The 19,002-nt window shown below is 51.9% G+C and carries 17 protein-coding genes; 16 read left to right on the forward strand and 1 reads right to left on the reverse strand.

The window, feature by feature from the left end; translation table 11 throughout:
- Positions 1-3: 3 nt before the first annotated feature.
- From AC2JF6_RS00415 to AC2JF6_RS00470, 12 genes are all read left to right on the forward strand, one after another.
- Positions 4-864 (forward strand): DegV family protein, encoded by an 861-nt coding sequence (locus tag AC2JF6_RS00415; protein WP_500728767.1) that lies wholly within the window; start codon positions 4-6, stop codon positions 862-864.
- 4 nt (positions 865-868) lie between these two features.
- Positions 869-1,099 carry a YozE family protein gene (locus AC2JF6_RS00420; RefSeq protein ID WP_500728768.1) on the forward strand — a complete coding sequence of 77 codons (231 nt, stop codon included), beginning with the start codon at positions 869-871 and terminating at the stop codon, positions 1,097-1,099.
- Between the two features lie 52 nt (positions 1,100-1,151).
- Complete coding sequence (gene ylqF, locus AC2JF6_RS00425) at positions 1,152-1,991, forward strand: ribosome biogenesis GTPase YlqF (RefSeq protein ID WP_500728769.1); 840 nt, start codon at positions 1,152-1,154, stop codon at positions 1,989-1,991.
- Complete coding sequence (gene rnhB / locus AC2JF6_RS00430) at positions 1,988-2,749, forward strand: ribonuclease HII (RefSeq protein WP_500728770.1); 762 nt, start codon at positions 1,988-1,990, stop codon at positions 2,747-2,749. The genes ylqF and rnhB overlap by 4 nt, the downstream gene beginning before the upstream one ends.
- 45 nt (positions 2,750-2,794) lie before the next feature.
- Positions 2,795-3,646 carry a DNA-processing protein DprA gene (gene dprA / locus AC2JF6_RS00435; RefSeq protein ID WP_500728771.1) on the forward strand — a complete coding sequence of 284 codons (852 nt, stop codon included), beginning with the start codon at positions 2,795-2,797 and terminating at the stop codon, positions 3,644-3,646.
- A gap of 71 nt (positions 3,647-3,717) precedes the next feature.
- Positions 3,718-5,823 (forward strand): type I DNA topoisomerase, encoded by a 2,106-nt coding sequence (gene topA, locus AC2JF6_RS00440; RefSeq protein ID WP_500728772.1) that lies wholly within the window; start codon positions 3,718-3,720, stop codon positions 5,821-5,823.
- 92 nt (positions 5,824-5,915) lie between these two features.
- Positions 5,916-7,232 carry a methylenetetrahydrofolate--tRNA-(uracil(54)-C(5))-methyltransferase (FADH(2)-oxidizing) TrmFO gene (trmFO, locus tag AC2JF6_RS00445; RefSeq protein WP_500728773.1) on the forward strand — a complete coding sequence of 439 codons (1,317 nt, stop codon included), beginning with the start codon at positions 5,916-5,918 and terminating at the stop codon, positions 7,230-7,232.
- Positions 7,232-8,158, forward strand: coding sequence for a site-specific tyrosine recombinase/integron integrase (gene xerA / locus AC2JF6_RS00450; protein ID WP_500728774.1), 927 nt, complete (start codon positions 7,232-7,234; stop codon positions 8,156-8,158). The genes trmFO and xerA overlap by 1 nt, the downstream gene beginning before the upstream one ends.
- Entirely contained in the window at positions 8,158-8,682 is a 525-nt protein-coding gene (gene hslV / locus AC2JF6_RS00455) for an ATP-dependent protease subunit HslV (RefSeq protein WP_500728775.1), read from the forward strand. The genes xerA and hslV overlap by 1 nt, the downstream gene beginning before the upstream one ends.
- Positions 8,683-8,697: 15 nt before the next feature.
- On the forward strand, positions 8,698-9,267 hold the full coding sequence (locus AC2JF6_RS00460; protein WP_500728776.1) for an AAA family ATPase: 570 nt from the start codon (positions 8,698-8,700) through the stop codon (positions 9,265-9,267).
- 15 nt (positions 9,268-9,282) lie between these two features.
- Positions 9,283-10,692, forward strand: coding sequence for an ATP-dependent protease ATPase subunit HslU (gene hslU, locus AC2JF6_RS00465; protein WP_500728777.1), 1,410 nt, complete (start codon positions 9,283-9,285; stop codon positions 10,690-10,692).
- Positions 10,693-10,709: 17 nt separating this feature from the next.
- A complete protein-coding gene (locus tag AC2JF6_RS00470; RefSeq protein ID WP_500728778.1) occupies positions 10,710-11,597 on the forward strand; it encodes an aldose 1-epimerase family protein in 888 nt (295 codons plus the stop codon).
- Positions 11,598-11,722: 125 nt separating this feature from the next.
- On the opposite strand, the gene plsY is transcribed toward AC2JF6_RS00470, so the two are convergent.
- On the reverse strand, positions 11,723-12,358 hold the full coding sequence (gene plsY / locus AC2JF6_RS00475; protein WP_500728779.1) for a glycerol-3-phosphate 1-O-acyltransferase PlsY: 636 nt from the start codon (positions 12,356-12,358) through the stop codon (positions 11,723-11,725).
- 97 nt (positions 12,359-12,455) lie between these two features.
- Here plsY and parE point away from each other — a divergent pair, with 97 nt between their 5' ends.
- The 4 genes from parE to AC2JF6_RS00495 all read left to right on the forward strand — a co-directional run bounded on the left by parE (position 12,456) and on the right by AC2JF6_RS00495 (position 18,992).
- Positions 12,456-14,414, forward strand: coding sequence for a DNA topoisomerase IV subunit B (gene parE / locus AC2JF6_RS00480; RefSeq protein ID WP_500728780.1), 1,959 nt, complete (start codon positions 12,456-12,458; stop codon positions 14,412-14,414).
- A 14-nt stretch (positions 14,415-14,428) separates the two neighbouring features.
- Positions 14,429-16,882, forward strand: coding sequence for a DNA topoisomerase IV subunit A (gene parC, locus AC2JF6_RS00485; protein WP_500728781.1), 2,454 nt, complete (start codon positions 14,429-14,431; stop codon positions 16,880-16,882).
- Positions 16,883-17,062: 180 nt separating this feature from the next.
- On the forward strand, positions 17,063-17,998 hold the full coding sequence (locus AC2JF6_RS00490; RefSeq protein WP_500728782.1) for a LysR family transcriptional regulator: 936 nt from the start codon (positions 17,063-17,065) through the stop codon (positions 17,996-17,998).
- A 64-nt stretch (positions 17,999-18,062) separates the two neighbouring features.
- The gene (locus AC2JF6_RS00495; protein WP_500728783.1) at positions 18,063-18,992 is read left to right on the forward strand and encodes a manganese-dependent inorganic pyrophosphatase; all 930 of its coding nucleotides are present in this window, start codon (positions 18,063-18,065) and stop codon (positions 18,990-18,992) included.
- Positions 18,993-19,002 lie beyond the last annotated feature (10 nt).

The following is a 19,002-nucleotide window of genomic DNA, read 5'->3' on the forward strand; positions in this document are numbered from 1 at the left end:
ACGTTGGCAAATATCAAAATTTTAACCGATTCTTCGGCACAGTTAACGCCGGAAGAAATAGAAAAATATCACATCACCGTTGTGCCGTTGTCAATTACGATTGATGGTCAGACGTACGTCGATGGCGTCGACATTACCAGGCAGGAATTTGTTCAAAAAATGAGTGAATCCGTTGAACTACCTAAGACCAGCCAGCCGCCTATTGGCCGTTTTGTTGAAACAATCAATGAATTGACGGCCGATGGCAGCGAAGTCGTCGGTATTTTTCTTGCTAAAGCGCTGAGTGGTACGGTCGATGCCGCGCGGCAGGCAGCAGCTATTTCTGCCAAGTCAGGTATGGTCCATATTATTGATTCGGAACTAACCGACCGCGCTGAGGGCTTTCAGGTCTTAGCGGCGGCGCGTGATGCAGAGGCCGGGTGCACGGTTGAAGAGATCACCGCCCATATTGACCGCATCAAGAAGTCGCAGTGTCTGCGCATGATGATTGTCAACTTGGAAAACATCATCAAGGGGGGCAGGCTAGGCGCTATTTCCGGCAAGATTGCCAGCCTGCTCAATATACGGATTGAGCTTCAGATGCCCAACGGGCAGTTGAAGGTGGCCAAGAAGGGCCGCGGCAAAAAGTTTTCGCTTGCTTTCGACAGCAATGTTTTAGAAGATATTGAAGCCAACAAGGATAAGATTAAAGAAGTGGGTATTTCGTACGTTGCACTGGACGGCGTGCCGCAAAAGCTAGTTGAGTTTGCGGATAAAATCAAGGCAATCAATTCTGAAATTGACGTCCTCGTGCGCGAAACCAGCCCGATTATTGCTACGCATGCCGGCATGGGCGCGTATGCAATACTATATTATACGGAGTAAGCAAGTGAAGTACCGCGAAAGTTTTTACCGCTATTTAATGACGCAGCGTAATGCCGATTCGAATAGCGAGGTCGCACAATTTGCAAATAACGCACAGAACGATCAGTCTTTTCCCAAGCAAGAAGAAGATTACGAAAAATTATCGAATTATCTGGAGTTAAATGCGGGTTACCTGTCTAGCATGAGCATCTTTGACGCTGCATACCAGATGTACCAGGAAAAGATGTCATATTAAGGTAGTGTTCTCATTATTTTGAGAATTTTTTAGTGTACAAGAAGGCAAAACAATGGTGAATATCCAGTGGTATCCGGGCCACATGAACAAGGCCCGCAACCAGCTTGAAGACAAGATGGGTCTGATTGATGTGCTCGTAGAAGTTTTGGATGCACGCATCCCGCAGTCGTCACGCAATCCGATGATTGAGGAGCTAGTTGCTGATAAGCCCCACTTGATTATATTGAACAAGGCGGATCTGGCTGACCCCGTGTTGACCAAAAGGTGGCAGAAGCACTTGGCCGGCAAGGGCAAGTTTGTGATGGCCCTAGATTCGCTGCACGCAAACGATATGCAAATTTTGGTTCACATGATTAAGAAGGCGGCAGCGGAGAAGATTAGCGCGTTGGAATCCAAGGGCGCGTCTAATCCGGTAATCAGAATCGCCCTGGCCGGGGTTCCAAACTGTGGCAAGTCGACCATCATTAACCGGTTAGTGGGACGCAATGTGGCGGCAGTCGGCAACAAGCCGGGCGTGACCAAGGGGCAAAGCTGGCTGAGAACGCAGTCCAACATTCAAATTTTAGACACGCCGGGCATTTTGTGGCCTAAATTTGAGGATCAGGATGTGGGCTATAAGTTGGCGGCATTCGGATCAATCAAGGACAGCATCTTTAGCGGCGATGACGTTGCCCTCTATGTGCTGGCGCGGCTGCGCAAGTATTACCTTGCGGACCTGGTCAAGTTCAGCCGTTCACCGCGCGACGAGGTGGAACGGGTCAATGATACGGACCTGCTTTTGGCGTTGACCGCGGAATACGGCATGCGGGACGATTATGACCGCTTTTCCCTTTATTTTTTGCAGCGGCTGCGCAAGGGCAAGGTGGGCAGAATCACCTTGGACCGCGTATGACGATTGCAGAGATTAGGCAGCTGCTAGCCAGCAACCGGGTCAGTCCAAATGAGCTGGCCGAATTGGCCCAGGATGATAGGGCCGGGGTTCAGAACCTTCTGGCTAGCTATCAAAGGCGTCAGGTCAAGCTGGACCAAAAAAAGGCTGCGTTTGCCCAACGCTTTGCCTATGAACAAGATTTTTGGCGGCGGGGGCAAATCGTTGCTGGGGTTGACGAAGTGGGCAGGGGCCCGCTTGCCGGTCCAGTGGTGACTGCAGCTGTCATTATTGACCAGGACTTCGACCTAGTCGATGTCAATGACTCCAAAAAATTGAGTGCACGTAGACGGCTGCAGCTGTACCCGCAAATCCTGCAGGAGGCAGTCAGCGTTGCCGTCGGCGTCAAGAGCGCCGAGGTGATCGACCGGATTAATATTTACGAAGCAGACCGCCTGGCAATGAAGCAGGCGGTGAATAACCTGGACCAGAGGCCCGATGCCCTGCTGGTTGACGCGATGAACGTTCCCGTCGACTTGCCCCAGGTGCGTTTGATTAAGGGGGATGCGAAGTCGAACTCGATTGCGGCCGCCTCAATCGTTGCGAAGGTTTTCCGGGACAAGCTCATGGAAGACTACGGCCGGCTGTATCCCGAATACCGCTTCGATAAGAACGCGGGCTACGGCACTAAGGCGCACTTGGCCGCGCTTAAGCAATTGGGGCCAACGCCGATTCACCGCAGGACCTTTGCGCCCGTGAATACATTCTTCACTAACAAATAAAAATGTTCCTCTCTTTTTACGTACATGTAAGTAGGAGGATTTTTTATGAACGTGACAGACTTTCTTTTGCGGCTGAAATTACAAAAAGGCACCGGGTATGTTAAGATGTTACAAATTGCCGGGCAGCTGGACGCCGGCGGTATCGACAGGCAGGACATTGAGAACATGGATCTTCCCGGCAGTTTGACAAGAGTTGCGCGGGCGGCTTACGATGACCCCGACGCAGAAAAAGTGATTGCGCGGATCAGGCGCCAGTGCCGGGTGGTGGACTTTTTTAACGAGGCCTACCCGGAAAAACTGCGCCAGATCTACCGGCCGCCCCTCGTTTTGTTTGTCCGGGGCAACACTGCTTTGCTAAAGGAAAAAACCGTGACAATAGTCGGCGCACGGCTGGCCACGTCATACAGTCAAATGGTCCTGGACAAATTGGTGCCCAACCTGATCAAAAACGATTGGGTGATTGCCAGCGGCCTGGCCAAGGGCGTCGACGTGATGGCACACAAGGCCGCGCTGAAAAACAGGGGCGAGACGATTGCGGTCGTCGGCAACGGACTGAATTATTTTTATCCGGTCGAAAATTACCACGTGCAGGAACAGATTGCGCGCCGCGGGCTCATAGTGAGCGAATACCTGCCGGATACGCCGCCGCGGCCCTTTCGTTTTCCGGAACGCAACCGCATTCTAGCGGGACTGGCCCGCAGTGTGATCGTGACCGAGGCCAAAGAAAAGTCCGGTTCGCTGATCACCGCCAACCTGGCGTTGCAGGAAAACCGCAATGTTTACGCGGTTCCGGGACCAATTACCAGTGCCTTGTCTGCCGGCACTAATAAGTTGATCGAAGCCGGCGCCAACCCGATCACCGATTTTGAGATGCAGCTTGAAAGATTTGACAATTAGCTGGTAAATATTCTATTCTCAGTCTAGTATTTAAAAATAAGAACAAATAAATTTAATTGAGGAGGCTTTTGATGCCTACGAAGTCAAAGCCAAAAAAACGCAAGAAAACATTAGTAATAGTCGAGTCGCCGGCGAAGGCGAAGACGATTGAAAAGTACCTGGGACGCAACTACCACGTCATTGCATCCAAGGGCCACATTCGTGATTTGCCGAAATCGCAGATGGGAATTGATTTCGACAATAATTACAAGCCTAAGTATATTTCGATTCGGGGCAAGGGCGACACCATCAAGGAACTGAAGAAGGAGGCCAAGAAGGCCAAGGACGTCTACCTGGCATCTGACCCCGACCGTGAGGGCGAGGCGATTGCCTGGCACGTTGCCCACGCTTTGAACCTGGATGATACGGCCAAAAACCGGGTTACCTTCAACGAGGTCACCAAGGATGCCGTTAAAAACAGCTTTAAGCATCCGCGTGCGATTGACATGGACACGGTTAACGCGCAGCAGGCCCGCCGCATTCTCGACCGGATTGTCGGCTATTCCTTGTCGCCAATTTTGTGGGATAAAGTTAAAAAGGGGCTGAGTGCGGGCCGGGTCCAGTCCGTTGCACTTAAGCTCGTGATTGACCGTGAAAAAGAAATTACGAATTTCAAGCCCCAGGAATACTGGTCCATTGACGCCGAGTTTAAGCATAAAACCAAGCTGTTCAAGGCCCAGTTTTGGGGCCTCAACGGCAAAAAACAGGATTTGCCCAACAACGAGGCGGTTCAAGCGGTTTTAGCCAAAATCGCCAAAAAAGAGGATTTTGAGATAGCTAGCGTCAACAAGCGGGAGCGGCGCAGGCAGGCGGCTGCGCCCTTTACGACGTCGACGCTGCAGCAGGAAGCAAACAAGCGGCTGAATTACCGGACGAGACGAACGATGAGCATTGCCCAGCAGCTGTATGAGGGCATCAGCTTAGGCAAGCAGGGGACAGTGGGACTCATCACCTACATGAGAACCGACTCCAAGCGGACCTCTCCCCTTGCCCAGGCTGAAGCCTCCAAGTTTATCAATGAAGAATACGGCAAGGAATACGCGGCCAAGGGTGCAAGACACTTCAAAAACCAGGGTGATGCCCAAGATGCCCACGAGGCAATCCGACCGACTAGCGTCTACCGGACGCCGGAAATGCTCAAGGACGCTTTGACCACTGAGCAGTACCGGCTGTACAAGCTGATTTGGTCACGCTTTGTGGCCAGTGAAATGACCCCGGCCGTCTACGATACGGTGCGCGCGGATGTTGTTCAAAATGGCGTCATTTTCCGGACAACCGGTTCTAAAATGAAATTTGCCGGCTTTACCAAGGTCTATGACAATCAGCAGGAAAAGACCGTTGAATTGCCCGACCTAAACGACGGCGACCAGGTCAAGATGACCAAGTCAGACAACAAGCAGCACTTTACGCAGCCCCCGGCACGCTATACGGAAGCAAGCCTGGTCCATAGCCTGGAAGAAAATGGGGTTGGGCGGCCGTCCACCTACGCGCCCACAATCGATACAATTCAGCGCCGGTATTACGTCAAGCTCGAAGGCAAGGCAATTGTGCCCACCGAGCTGGGGACAATTGTCGATGACCTGATCGAAAAGTTTTTCCCGGACATCGTGAACGTTGACTTTACCGCCCAGTTGGAAAGTGACCTCGACCGCGTGGAAGAGGGCAAGAAAAATTGGGTAAAGGTGATTGATGAATACTACCACCCCTTCAAAAAGGAACTAGACAAGGCCGATGCGGACATTAAAAAAGTCCAGATCAAAGATGAACCGGCCGGATTTAACTGTGATATTTGTGGCGCGCCAATGGTCATTAAGATGGGGCGCTACGGCAAGTTCTACGCGTGTTCGCGCTTTCCGGACTGCCGCAACACCAAGGCCATTGTCAAAAAAGTTGGGGTCACTTGTCCCAAGTGCGGCAAGGGCGATGTGGTTGAAAAGAAATCGAAGCGCAACCGGAAGTTTTACGGCTGCTCACGCTACCCGGAATGCGACTTTGTTTCCTGGGATAAGCCGATCGGCCGCTCCTGTCCCAATGATGGGCATTTTCTCGTTGAGAAGCGCTATAAAAAGGGGCTCGTCATCCAATGTCCAAATGGTGACTATAAGGAAGAGCCTAAGGAAACAGAGCCTATAAAATAAAGTTAAATTTGTGTAAATATCATCAAATCGATGCGGATTTGATGATATTCTTTGATATAAGCAATTATTTTTTTAGTAAAGGAATACCGGATATGCCAAAAAGTGTAACTGTAGTAGGGGGCGGCCTGGCCGGCAGCGAGGCCGCGTGGCAATTGGCCAAGCGCGGCGTGCCCGTTGACCTATATGAAATGCGGCCGCAGAAGATGACCCCGGCCCACCAAACGGGCAATTTAGCCGAATTGGTCTGCACGAATTCGATGCGGTCCAATCAGTTAGCAAACGCGGTGGGCCTGTTGAAAGAGGAGATGCGCCAGCTTGATTCCATCATCTTGGCGGCTGCGGATCAGACGCAAGTACCGGCCGGAGGGGCTTTGGCAGTGGACCGTGACAACTTTAGCGCGTACGTCACCCAGAAATTGCGTTCCCTGCCCAATGTGACTTTTCACGGGGAAGAAATCCAGCAATTGCCCCAAGAGGGCATTGCGATTGTCGCTACTGGTCCCTTAACCAGTGCGGCCCTGGCGGACCAGATTCAGCAATTTGCGGGTGCGCACAGCCTCCACTTTTTTGATGCGGCTGCGCCAATCATCGCTGCGGACTCAATTGACCAGGATATTATCTACAAAAAATCCCGCTATGATCGCGGCGATGCAGCCTACCTCAACTGCCCCATGAATCAAGAGGAGTATGAGCGCTTTGCTAACGAACTGGTGCACGCTGAAACGGCCGAGCTGCATGACTTTGAAAGTGCAGACGTCTTCGAAGGCTGCATGCCCATTGAGGTGATGGCCGCCCGCGGTGCCCAGACCATGCTGTTTGGACCGCTTAAGCCCGTGGGACTGGAGAATCCGCGTACTGGCAAAACGCCCTACGCCGTGGTGCAATTGCGCCAGGACAATGCGGCGGCTTCCATGTACAACATTGTTGGCTTCCAGACGCACCTCAAGTATGGTGAGCAAAAGCGGGTGTTTTCACTGATTCCCGGGTTGGCACACGCGCGCTTTATCCGTTACGGCAAGATGCACCGCAATACGTACATGGCATCGCCAGAAGTGTTAAACAACTGCTATGAGGCCAAGAAACAACCGGGGCTCTTTTTTGCCGGACAGGTAACGGGCGTAGAGGGCTACGTTGAAAGCGCCGGGAGCGGGATAGTAGCCGGCATTAATGCGGCTAGGGAATTTGCGGGCAAAGCACCTGTTGCCTTCCCCAAGATTACGGCGCTGGGGTCAATGGCCAATTATGTCACAACGACCAGCGTCAAGCACTTTCAGCCCATGAATGCCAGCTTTGCGTTGATTCCAGGACTCGAGGGCAAAAAGGTTCGCAACAAGCGCGAGCGCCACGTAAAAATCAGCGAGCGCAGCTTGGTGGAGCTTGCCCGCTTCAAAGAAGAAGAGTTAGACTAATGACAGCCGGTGAAAATGATGCGCTGCAGCTCTTCGTTTCGTACTTGCAAAACGAGCGCCGCTATAGCACGAATACAATCAGGGCCTACCAAACCGACCTGCTCGAGGCAAGGACGTTTTGGCAAGACAATGGCGACTTTAGGGGCTGGGTGAACGTGACCCGCCGCGACGTTGAGGTCTTTTTACAAGACCTTGCGCAAAGGCAGCTAACGCGAACTACGCAGGCACGCAAGATGTCGAGCTTGCGGTCTTTTTACCGCTTTTTAACCAGACGCAAGATCGTGCTTGTTGATCCAACGCAGACGATTACGCTGCGGACTAGGGAACACAGACTGCCGCAATTTTTCTACCCGACGGAGGTCAAGCAGGTCATCGCATCCCTGCAAGGCAGCAATCCGCTAACAATGCGCAACCTGGCAATGCTGGCCCTGTTTTATACGACCGGCATGCGGGTGAGCGAAGTGAGCGGGCTGCAGATCAGCCAGGTTGATCTGACTCTCAAGGTGATTCTGGTGCACGGCAAGGGCGGCAAGGACCGCTATGTGGCCTTCGATGCGCTGACGTCTACGGCGCTCAACAACTACCTTGACGGGGCGCGGGGGCAGCTTTTGGCTGACCGCGAGGATCCGGGAACGGTATTTTTGAATAGCCGCGGGGAGCCGTTGACGCCCCGGGGGATCGAATACATCACGCAGCGCGTGTTTACCAAGGCTGGTATCAACGGCAAGGTCCACCCGCACGAACTGCGGCACTCATTTGCGACCGCAATGCTCAACAACGGGGCCGACCTGCGCAGTGTCCAGGAGCTATTAGGACACAGCAACCTGTCGACGACACAGATCTACACGCACGTGACCATGAGTCACTTGCAGCAAAATTATGATCAGTTTTTTGCACGTAATGATAAGAAAGACGAGGCAACGTAATGACAACAATATGTTCAGTAAAGTTTAACGGCAAGACCGCAATCGCGGGGGACGGCCAGGTTACCCTGGGCGAAAAGGTAATCGCCAAGGCAAGTGCCAAGAAGATCCGCCGGATTTATCACGATCAGGTGGTTATCGGTTTTGCGGGTGGCGTGGCCGATGCCGTAAGCCTGCAGGAAATGCTTGAGGGCAAGCTCGAGGCCTTTAGCGGCGACCTGCGCCGTGCGGCCGTGGAGATGGCCCAGGCGTGGCGCAAGGACGCAACGCTGCAAAAATTAAACGCGATGCTGATTGCCTTTAACGAGCGGGACCTGCTGCTTATTTCCGGCAACGGCGAGGTGCTTGAACCCGATGAAAACGTTGTTGCAATCGGTTCGGGCGGCAACTTTGCCCAGGCGGCAGCAATCGCAATGACACGGCATTCCACGGGAATGGCGGCCGGGGAGATTGCCCGCGAGGCGGTTGAAATCGCATCGGGTATCGACGTCTTCACCGACAACCAAATAAACGTTGATGAACTTTAAAAGCAGGTGAAATTAATGGAAACAAAAACACCGAAACAAATCGTCAGTCTACTCAACGAGTACATCATTGGTCAGGATGAGGCCAAGAAGGCCGTTGCCGTTGCGCTCTACAACCGTTACCGCCGCATGCAGCTGCCACAGAAGATGCAAGAAGACATTACGCCCAAGAATCTGCTCATGGCGGGGCCAACCGGTGTGGGCAAAACCGAAATAGCGCGCAGGCTGGCACTAATTGTTAAGGCACCATTCGTCAAGGTCGAGGCCTTTAGCGGCGACCTGCGCCGTGCGGCCGTGGAGATGGCCCAGGCGTGGCGCAAGGACGCAACGCTGCAAAAATTAAACGCGATGCTGATTGCCTTTAACGAGCGGGACCTGCTGCTTATTTCCGGCAACGGCGAGGTGCTTGAACCCGATGAAAACGTTGTTGCAATCGGTTCGGGCGGCAACTTTGCCCAGGCGGCAGCAATCGCAATGACACGGCATTCCACGGGAATGGCGGCCGGGGAGATTGCCCGCGAGGCGGTTGAAATCGCATCGGGTATCGACGTCTTCACCGACAACCAAATAAACGTTGATGAACTTTAAAAGCAGGTGAAATTAATGGAAACAAAAACACCGAAACAAATCGTCAGTCTACTCAACGAGTACATCATTGGTCAGGATGAGGCCAAGAAGGCCGTTGCCGTTGCGCTCTACAACCGTTACCGCCGCATGCAGCTGCCACAGAAGATGCAAGAAGACATTACGCCCAAGAATCTGCTCATGGCGGGGCCAACCGGTGTGGGCAAAACCGAAATAGCGCGCAGGCTGGCACTAATTGTTAAGGCACCATTCGTCAAGGTCGAGGCAACCAAGTTTACCGAGGTGGGCTACGTCGGCCGGGACGTGGAGTCGATGGTGCGGGATTTGGTTAATGAGGCCGTCCGCATGGAAGAAAAGGACCAGTTTGACCGAATCCGCCCCCAGGCCGCGAAGGAGGCCAACAAGATTTTGGTGCGCCTGCTGGTTCCAGGCATCAAGCGCGAAAAGCGGGCCAATCAGATGCAGGAGCTGCAGGACATGATGTCGATGATGATGTCCGGCAAGCCCGAGGCCGATAACGGGCAGGAATCTGACCAGGAAGAGGTAACCGATGAGATTCGCAACGAACGGCTGTCCGTTTCTGAACAGCTGAACAAGGGGCTCCTGGAAGAGCGTGAGGTAACGGTTGAAGTCGAACAGGCGCCCAAGGTAAACCCGATGGAAAACGCGATGAGCCAGATGGGCGTCGACATGAGTTCGCTGCTTAATGGACTGGTTCCGAAGAAGCGCGTCAAAAGAACGCTGACGGTCAGGGATGCGCGTGAGCTCTTGATTCAGGAAGAGTCACGCAAAATGGTCGACTACGATGCCATCTACCAAAAGGCAATCGAGCGCACGGCCAACAACGGCATCATTTTTATTGATGAAATCGATAAGATTGCTGCGGGCAGCAAAAAGACTTCTGGCGAGGTGTCCCGTGAGGGGGTACAACGCGATATTCTGCCGATTGTTGAGGGTTCAACCGTGCAAACCAAGTACGGCCCGGTTTCCACCGACCACATCCTCTTCATCGCTGCCGGTGCATTCTCCGAATCCAAGCCCAGCGACCTCATTCCCGAACTACAGGGGCGCTTCCCAATTAGGGTCGAGCTAAACGCCCTGACCAAGGACGACTTTGTCAGGGTGCTGAAGGATCCGGCCGATTCGCTGCTTGAGCAGTACGTTGCCCTCATGCACGCCGACGGCATCAAGTTAGTATTTACACAAGAAGCCGTTGAACGCATTGCCCAGATCGCGTATGACGTTAACCAGGGAACGGACAATATTGGGGCAAGAAGACTGTCCACAATCTTGGAAAAATTACTTGAGGACGTGCTCTACGAGGGGCCCGACATGACAATGGGCGAAATAACGGTAACGGAATCATATGTTAATGAAAAACTTAGTGATATAATAACGAATAAAGATTTAACTAAGTTTATCCTTTAACAAAGGCGATGAAAAACATGGATTATACTATTAAGAATAGTTTCTTGCGGGTGGTCGTTTCAAGCAGGGGTGCCGAAGTCCAGAGCGTGAAAAGCCGGCACAGCGATTACGAATATATTTGGCAGGCCGACCCCGCTGTTTGGGGCAGACACGCACCGGTTTTATTTCCGATTGTGGGCAGGCTCAAAAATGACCAGTACACTTACCGGGGGAAGACCTACCACATGACGCAGCACGGGTTTGCGCGGGATATGGACTTTACGGTTGAACATCAAACTGATGAAAGCATTACCTTTCTGTTAACCGATACCGCGCAAACGAGGGCGGTCTACCCCTTCAAGTTTGAACTGCGCGTGAATTACAACCTGCTCAACAACCTGCTGGAAGAAAATTTCAGCGTCACCAACGCTTCCGCAGACACAATGATTTTTGGCATTGGCGGACATCCGGGCTTTAACCTCCCGGTCGATGACACCATTACCAAGGAGGACTTCTACTTTGCCACGCAGCCGTCGCTTGCCCGGGTGCAGATTCCCCTCAGTGGCGCGTTCTTGGATTGGTCCAACCGCTCGCTGGCATCGACCAACAGCCTGATTACGCTGAGCGACCACCTGTTTAAGAATGATGCGCTCATCTTCCAGATGAGGGGCCACGATAACCGCGTTTCGCTCCGGACGGACACCAGCAACTTTCACGTTAACGTCTGGCTGCGGGATGCCCCGTTTGTGGGCGTGTGGTCGCAGTATCCTAAGACCGCTGACTACGTCTGCATTGAACCCTGGTGGGGGATTGCCGACCGCAGCGATACCAGCGGCAAGCTGGAAGAAAAATACGGCATGAATCACCTCGAAGCCGGCCAAACCTTCACGGGCGGCTTCAGCATGGCCTTTCACGACCAGGATTAAAAAAAGCACGTAACGTGCTTTTTTTACTAGCCGCTTAATTAAGCAAGTCAGTACTTGCGAACTAATGTTCATATGACCTATAATATAAAAGCCAGCATTTGATTGCTGGCTGTATTTATTCTAGCTTACAATTTGTTGTGCTTCTTCTTGTACCAGTACCAGAGTCCGAACGGGATAATGTTTTCCTGGTGGTGGATGAGGCGCTTAATATTGCTGCGGTGCCTCGTGTAAAGAACAACCATGATGCAGCCGAGGATCACCTCAAGGTAAACGTCGTGAAAGAAAAAAGTCACGATAAAGATGAGGACAACTGAAATCAGGCTGGCAAGGCTGACGTACGAGGTGATGAAGACCAGGGGCAGAAAAATCAGGGCACAGATGCCGAAAAACTGCAGGTTGTAGCCCAAAAAGACCCCGGCACTGGTCGCAACGGCTTTGCCCCCCTTAAACTTGAGGAAGATGGAACAGGTGTGCCCCAAGATTGCCAGCCCACCGCAGACCAGAAGCAGGTACTTGGGGCCGGGCAGGTGCAATAGGCGGGGCAGACTAGTGGCCAGGGTTCCCTTGAGAACGTCAACAACCAGGACAAAGCTGCCCGCAAAGGGACCAAACACCCGAAACGAGTTCGTGGTGCCAATGTTGCCCGAGCCGTGATTGCGAATGTCTTCGGCGAAAAATATTTTGCCGATCACAACGCCCGTCGGGAACGATCCGATTAAGTATGCTAGAATAAATACCAGTATTAATTTTAGGTTGATCATTTGTATCCTACTCTCTTCATATCTAAGGCTATTTTAGCAAAGATTGGATGGGTTGAGGATTAAATTAAGTAAATGTTTCAAAACTGGAGGAGTTTATTTGGCTAAAGCAAATCAAAAAGAAAATTCTTATGATGACTCATCGATCCAGATTCTTCATGGCCTGGAAGCTGTCCGCAAGCGGCCAGGGATGTACATCGGGTCAACGGATATCCACGGACTGAACCAGCTGGTCTACGAGATTGTCGATAATTCGGTTGACGAGGCAATGGCTGGATTCGGTCAGGAGATTGACGTGACGATTCACAAGGATAACTCCGTGACCGTGCGTGACTTTGGGCGGGGTATCCCGACGGGCATGCACAAGTCGGGCCGACCGACAATTGAAGTCATCCTCACGGTTCTGCACGCCGGTGGCAAGTTTACCGAGCAGAACTACAAGACTTCCGGTGGCCTGCACGGCGTTGGTTCGTCCGTTGTCAACGCTCTGTCGAGTTACATGGACGTCAAGGTTGTGCGTGACGGCATCCTTTACGAAGAAGAGTTTAAAGACGGCGGCCATCCCGTTGACACGTTAAAGCGCTTGGGCAAGACCAAGGATGCGACCGGTACAACGATTACCTTTAAGCCGGACGAGAAGATTTTTTCTACGACCAAGTACAAGTATGAAACCATCCAGGAGCGCATTCGCGAGTCTGCCTTCCTCCTGAAGGGCGTCTGCTTTGAACTGACCGACGAGCGCGAACCGAGCCACCACGATACCTTCAAGTACGATGACGGAATCGAGTCCTTCGTGTCCTACCTCAACGAGGGCAAGGACACCCTGAGCGATGTCTTCTATTTTAACGGCAAGCAGGATGAGATTGAGGTTGAATTTAGCGGTCAGTACAGCGACGGCTATTCGGAAAACCTTGTCTCATTCGTCAACAACGTGCGCACTTCCGATGGGGGCACGCACGAGGTGGGGGCGCGAAGCGGATTTACCCGGGCCTTCAACGATTACGCCAAAAAGCAGGGCCTGCTGGGGAAAAAGGACAAGAACATTGACGGTTCCGACTACCGTGAGGGGCTCAGCGCCGTCCTGTCCGTTAAAATTCCCGAAGAGCTGCTTGAGTTTGAGGGGCAGACCAAGGGCAAGCTGGGCACGCCGCAGGCGCGGTCGATCGTGGATGCAATCGTCTACGAGCAGATGTCCTATTACCTGCTGGAAAATGGCGAACTGGCCCAGGAACTGGTAAAGAAGGCCCAGAGGGCGCGGGATGCACGTGAAGCCGCCAAAAAGGCTCGTAATGAGACCCGCAACGGCAAAAAACGGCACAAGAAGGAAGTGCTGTCCGGAAAACTAACGCCGGCCCAGTCACGCAACCCCAAGAAAAACGAATTGTTCCTGGTGGAGGGCGATTCTGCCGGAGGCTCCGCCAAGCAGGGACGCGACCGTCGTTTCCAGGCGATTTTGCCCTTGCGGGGCAAGGTCTTGAACACCCAAAAGGCCAAACTGCAGGACATCTTTAAAAATGAAGAAATCAACACGATGATATACACGATTGGTGCAGGTGTCGGTGCCGAATTCAAGGTTGCAGATGCTAATTACGACAAGGTAATCATCATGACGGACGCCGATGACGACGGTGCCCACATCCAGATTTTGCTGCTGACGTTTTTCTACCGCTACATGCGGCCGATGATTGAAGAGGGCAAGGTCTACATTGCGCTGCCGCCGCTCTACCGCCTGCAGAAGGGCCGGAATAAGAAGGTCCAGGTCAAGTACTCCTGGACCGACGAGGAACTGGCAGACGACGAAAAGAAAATAGGACCGGGCTACAGTCTGCAACGCTTCAAGGGTCTGGGCGAAATGAACGCCGAGCAACTATGGCAGACGACGATGAACCCCGAGTCCAGGATGCTGATCCGCGTCAAAATTGATGATGCGGCACTGGCCGAGCGGCGCGTAACCACGCTCATGGGCGACAAGGTTGCCGTCAGGAGAAAGTGGATTGAAGAAAACGTTAAGTTCAGAATGGGCGAGAACGCATCGATTTTGGAAGAAGAAAACGAGTAAAGGGGTCTTAGTTAATGGCTACAAATGAACGAATTCGTGAAATGCCGCTTGAACAGGTCATGGGTGAACGGTTCGGACGGTACTCAAAGTACATCATCCAAGAACGTGCCCTGCCGGACATTCGGGACGGGCTGAAGCCGGTGCAGCGCCGGATTCTTTACGCAATGTACCGGGACAACAACACCTATGACAAGCCCTTTAAGAAGGCGGCTAAGGCTGTCGGCAACATCATGGGTAACTTTCACCCCCACGGCGACAGTTCAATCTACGGTGCGCTGGTTCACCTTTCCCAGAACTGGAAGATGCGCGAAACGCTGGTCGAGATGCACGGCAACAACGGCTCGATGGACGGGGATGGTCCGGCCGCCATGCGGTATACCGAGTCACGACTCAGCAAAATCTCCAACATGCTTCTGACGGACATTGACAAAGAAACCGTCAACATGGTGCTCAACTTCGATGACACCGAAAACGAACCGACGGTTTTGCCCGTTCGCTTCCCCAACCTGCTGGTTAACGGCTCGACGGGCATCTCCGCCGGTTACGCTACGGAAATCCCGCCCCACAACCTGTCCGAGGTTATCGATGCAACAATCTACTTGCTCAAGAATCCGGATGCGACGCTTGAAGAATTGATGGGCTTCGTTAAGGGCCCAGACTTTCCTACCGGAGCAATCGTTATGGGTAAGGAAGGGCTGAAAGAGGCTTACCAGACCGGGCGGGGACGCATTCAGGTCCGGGCTAAGTCTGCGATTCAGGAAATCCGGGGCCACCGCGAGGAGATTGTTATTACCGAGATTCCCTATGCGGTCAACAAGGCCTTACTAGTCAAAAAAATGGACGAAATTCGCCTGAATAAGGAGATTGACGGCATTGCGGAAGTGCGCGACGAAACGGACCGACACGGCTTGTCAATTATGGTTGAACTGAAGAAGGGTGCCGATGCGCAGAACATTTTAAACTACTTGTTTAAAAATACCGAGCTTCAGGTGTCGTATAACTTTAACATGGTTGCAATCGACCACATGACGCCAATGCAGGTCGGCTTGAAGCACATTTTGTCCGCTTACTTAGAACATGAAACGGATGTGGTTACCAGGCGAACCAAGTTTGACCTGAACAAGGCCCAGAATCGTCTGGAAATAATTCAGGGTCTGATTCACGCAATGGACGTTCTTGACCAGGTAATTAAGGTCATCCGGGCATCCAAGAACAAGATGGAAGCCAAGAAAAACCTGGCGACTGAGTTTGACTTTACGGCCCGTCAGGCTGAAGCAATCGTGTCCCTGCAGCTGTACAGATTGACGAACACAGACGTGGATGCACTGGTTGCGGAGCAGGCCGAATTAAATAAAAAAGTTGCGCGGTACCAGGAATTGTTAGCAAATCCCAAAGCCCTGGAAAAGGAAATCATCGCGGAGTTGTCGGCAGTCAAGCGGGCGTTTGGCAATCCGCGGCGAACGGAAATATCGGGCAAAACCGCAAAGATTAAAATCAATGAAAAGGCACTGGTGGCGGACGAACAGGTGCGCGTTTTGATTAGTCGCGACGGGTACCTGAAGCGTTCTTCCTTGCGTTCCTGGCAGTCTAGCGATGACGCGGATAATGGGTTGCCGGACGGCGACGAGGTCGTTTACGAACAGACCCTGTCTACTTTGTCTAACCTATATCTGTTTACCAACCAGGGCAATGTCATCTATCGGCCAGTTAACGAACTGGTAGAAGCCAAGTGGAAGGAAACCGGGCAGCACTTGTCGCAAGAGATTGGCTTGAGCGGTGAGGAACAGATCATTCGCGTATTTACGTTTGACCGACTGGACACCGACCTTGACTTCCTTTTGGCAAGTAGCGACGGCTACATCAAGCGGCTTAAGCTGGCCAACCTGCAGCCGACACGAACATACCGCTCCCGCGCAATCACTGCAATGAAGATGAAGACGCAAGACAGCAGGGTAGTTCGGGTTGATCAGGCTGCTGTCGATTCGAAGGCCGAAATCATCTTGTTTACCCGTAATGCATACGCGGTTCGCTATGACCTGAGTGAAGTGCCAGAATTGGGGGCCAAGGCTGTCGGCGTTAAGTCAGTCAACCTCAAGTCCGGCGATGCGGTTGTGTCCTACGTCTTAGTTGAACCTGCCTATGTTGACGTGCTGCACGTGGGCCTGGTTACGCAGCGGGGGGCGTTCAAGCAGCTTAAGGCCAGCATCATCAACAAGGTTTCGCGCGCTAAGCGGGGCGTCCTCGTGCTGCGCGAACTGAAGTCTAAGCCGCATAGGATTGCCGCCTTGAGTGCATACGGGCAGGAACACGCATTGACGATAATTACCAGCAGCCGGAGGAGGATCAAGCTGCAAACCAGCGAGTACCCGCTGGGCGATCGTTATTCTAACGGGTCGTTCGTCGTTGACGTGACTAGCGACGGCCAACCGGTTGATTTAAAACTGGGTAGGCCGTTACCTTCAAAATAAAACAATATTTTATATAGTATTAGTGTGATTTAACTCTTAAAAATTATGAAAACGTTATATTAAAAACTGAAGTAAGCTTTGACACAGAGAGTTTTTTGATCAATAATAGCAAGTAAGTGAGGACATATTAGTGCTAAGGTAAGTGGGGCCATATTACTGCTAAGGATAGAAGGGGTTTTTATGCCTAAGACAAATACAATACTCTCAACAAAGTCTTTACATTATTTTTTGCAGCTAATTGACACGATGAACTATACCCAAGCGGCCCAAATTTTGGGGATTACGCAGCCGGCGCTGACGCAGCAGATCAAAAAACTGGAGCATGCAATCGGAACGCCCTTATTCGGTCAAATGGGGAAAAAACTCTATCTGACCGAGGCCGGCAAGCAACTGCAAACTGGAGCAATTAAGCTCATCGGCACAATCAACGCGGTTGTCAATGACATCCAGGAGTTTACCCAAGCGGATAAGGGCAATATTGCCATCGGCGTGCTGGAAAGCGTTGATTCTGAGTTGCTCCGGCGTTTCCTGGTTGACTTTAACCGTCAAACAGTGGGGATAACGATTAGCGTCAACTATTTCAACCACAAGGACTTGTGGTACAACCTTGATAACAATTTAATCGACCTGGCCCTTCTGTATATTCCTAAAGACACTAAAAAGAGCCAAATTAATTTACATAACCAGTACGAACACATGGAAGTCTGTGCAGATCAGTTGACCATTCTGACTCATGACACCACGCTGGAAGCCGGTGCGTCCTATCCGGCCGCAAAACTGATGGACAGAAAATGGGTTGCGTACCCGGATAGTTTCTACCTGACCCAATTAATGAAAGAAAAATTCGGCAGCAAGATTAACGCCAAGGATGGCCTCAAGGTACCACTGAGCTTTTCATCCAGTAGGCAGGTTGTAGCGACGGCCGAAGAGACTGACTACGACACATTTGTCAGCTACTCATACTACCGGCGCCACCGCGCCAAGATAAGCTTGACGCCGGTTCACCTGCAGGGCGACAGGAAGTTTTCGGTGTCGTTAATCTACCGGAAAGGCAAGGAAGACGTCCCCCGCATAAAAAAAATCCTAACTGAATTCAAAAAATTCTTGGAGAAATAAGCGCTATTCGTTAAACTAGATTTAGATTGATTTTATGGCATAAAAAGAAAGAGGAAAAATTTTAATGGAAAAAGAGTTAGTTTTTGGTCACCAGAACCCTGATACTGACGCAATTGGTACTGCGATTGCATACTCATACCTCCAAAACAAGCTGGGCTACAATACGGAGGCGGTCGCACTGGGCAAACCTAACGATGAAACCGCATTTGCCCTAAAGAAGTTTGGTTTTGAAGCCCCCCGGGTTATAAAAACTGCTGCTAACGAAGTAGCAAAAGTGATGCTGGTTGACCACAACGAACCGCAGCAAAGCGTTGCCGACATCGACAAGGTTGAAGTAACGCACGTTGTTGACCACCACCGGATTATGAACTTTGATACAAGCATGCCGCTGTTCTATCTTGCCGAGCCGGTAGGCTGCACGAGCACGATTATGTGGAAATTGTACAGGCAGTTCGGCGTAGAAATTCCCCAAAATATTGCTGGAATTATGCTTTCTGCAATTATATCGGACACGCTGCTGCTGAAGTCGCCGACCACCACGAATGACGACAGAAAAGCCGTCGAGGCGCTGGCCCAAATCGCCAGGGTTGATTACCAAAAGTACGGGCTGGAAGAACTGAAGGCCGGTACCAATATCGCAGGCAAGTCGGAAGAAGAGCTGATTGACCTTGACGCCAAGAGCTTTGATTTAAACGGCCAGAAGGCCCGCGTAGCCCAGATTAACGTCGTTGACCTACCGGAGGCAATGGAGCGCAAAAAAGCCTTCTTGAAGGCCATGAATGCCGCTTCTGAGGCCGAAGGATATGACTTGTTTATGCTCCTCATAACCAACGTCCTGGACTCCAACTCAACTGCATTGGTTGTGGGAACAAGCGCAGCCCAGTCTGCGTTTGAGCGGGCCTTCGGCACGATAAAAGATGCGGAAATCAGCTTACCGGGCGTGGTATCGCGCAAGAAACAGGTAGTGCCACAACTGACCGATGCATTTAACTAGCAGATAACAA

The sequence above is a fragment of the Lactobacillus sp. XV13L genome, assembly GCF_059900875.1.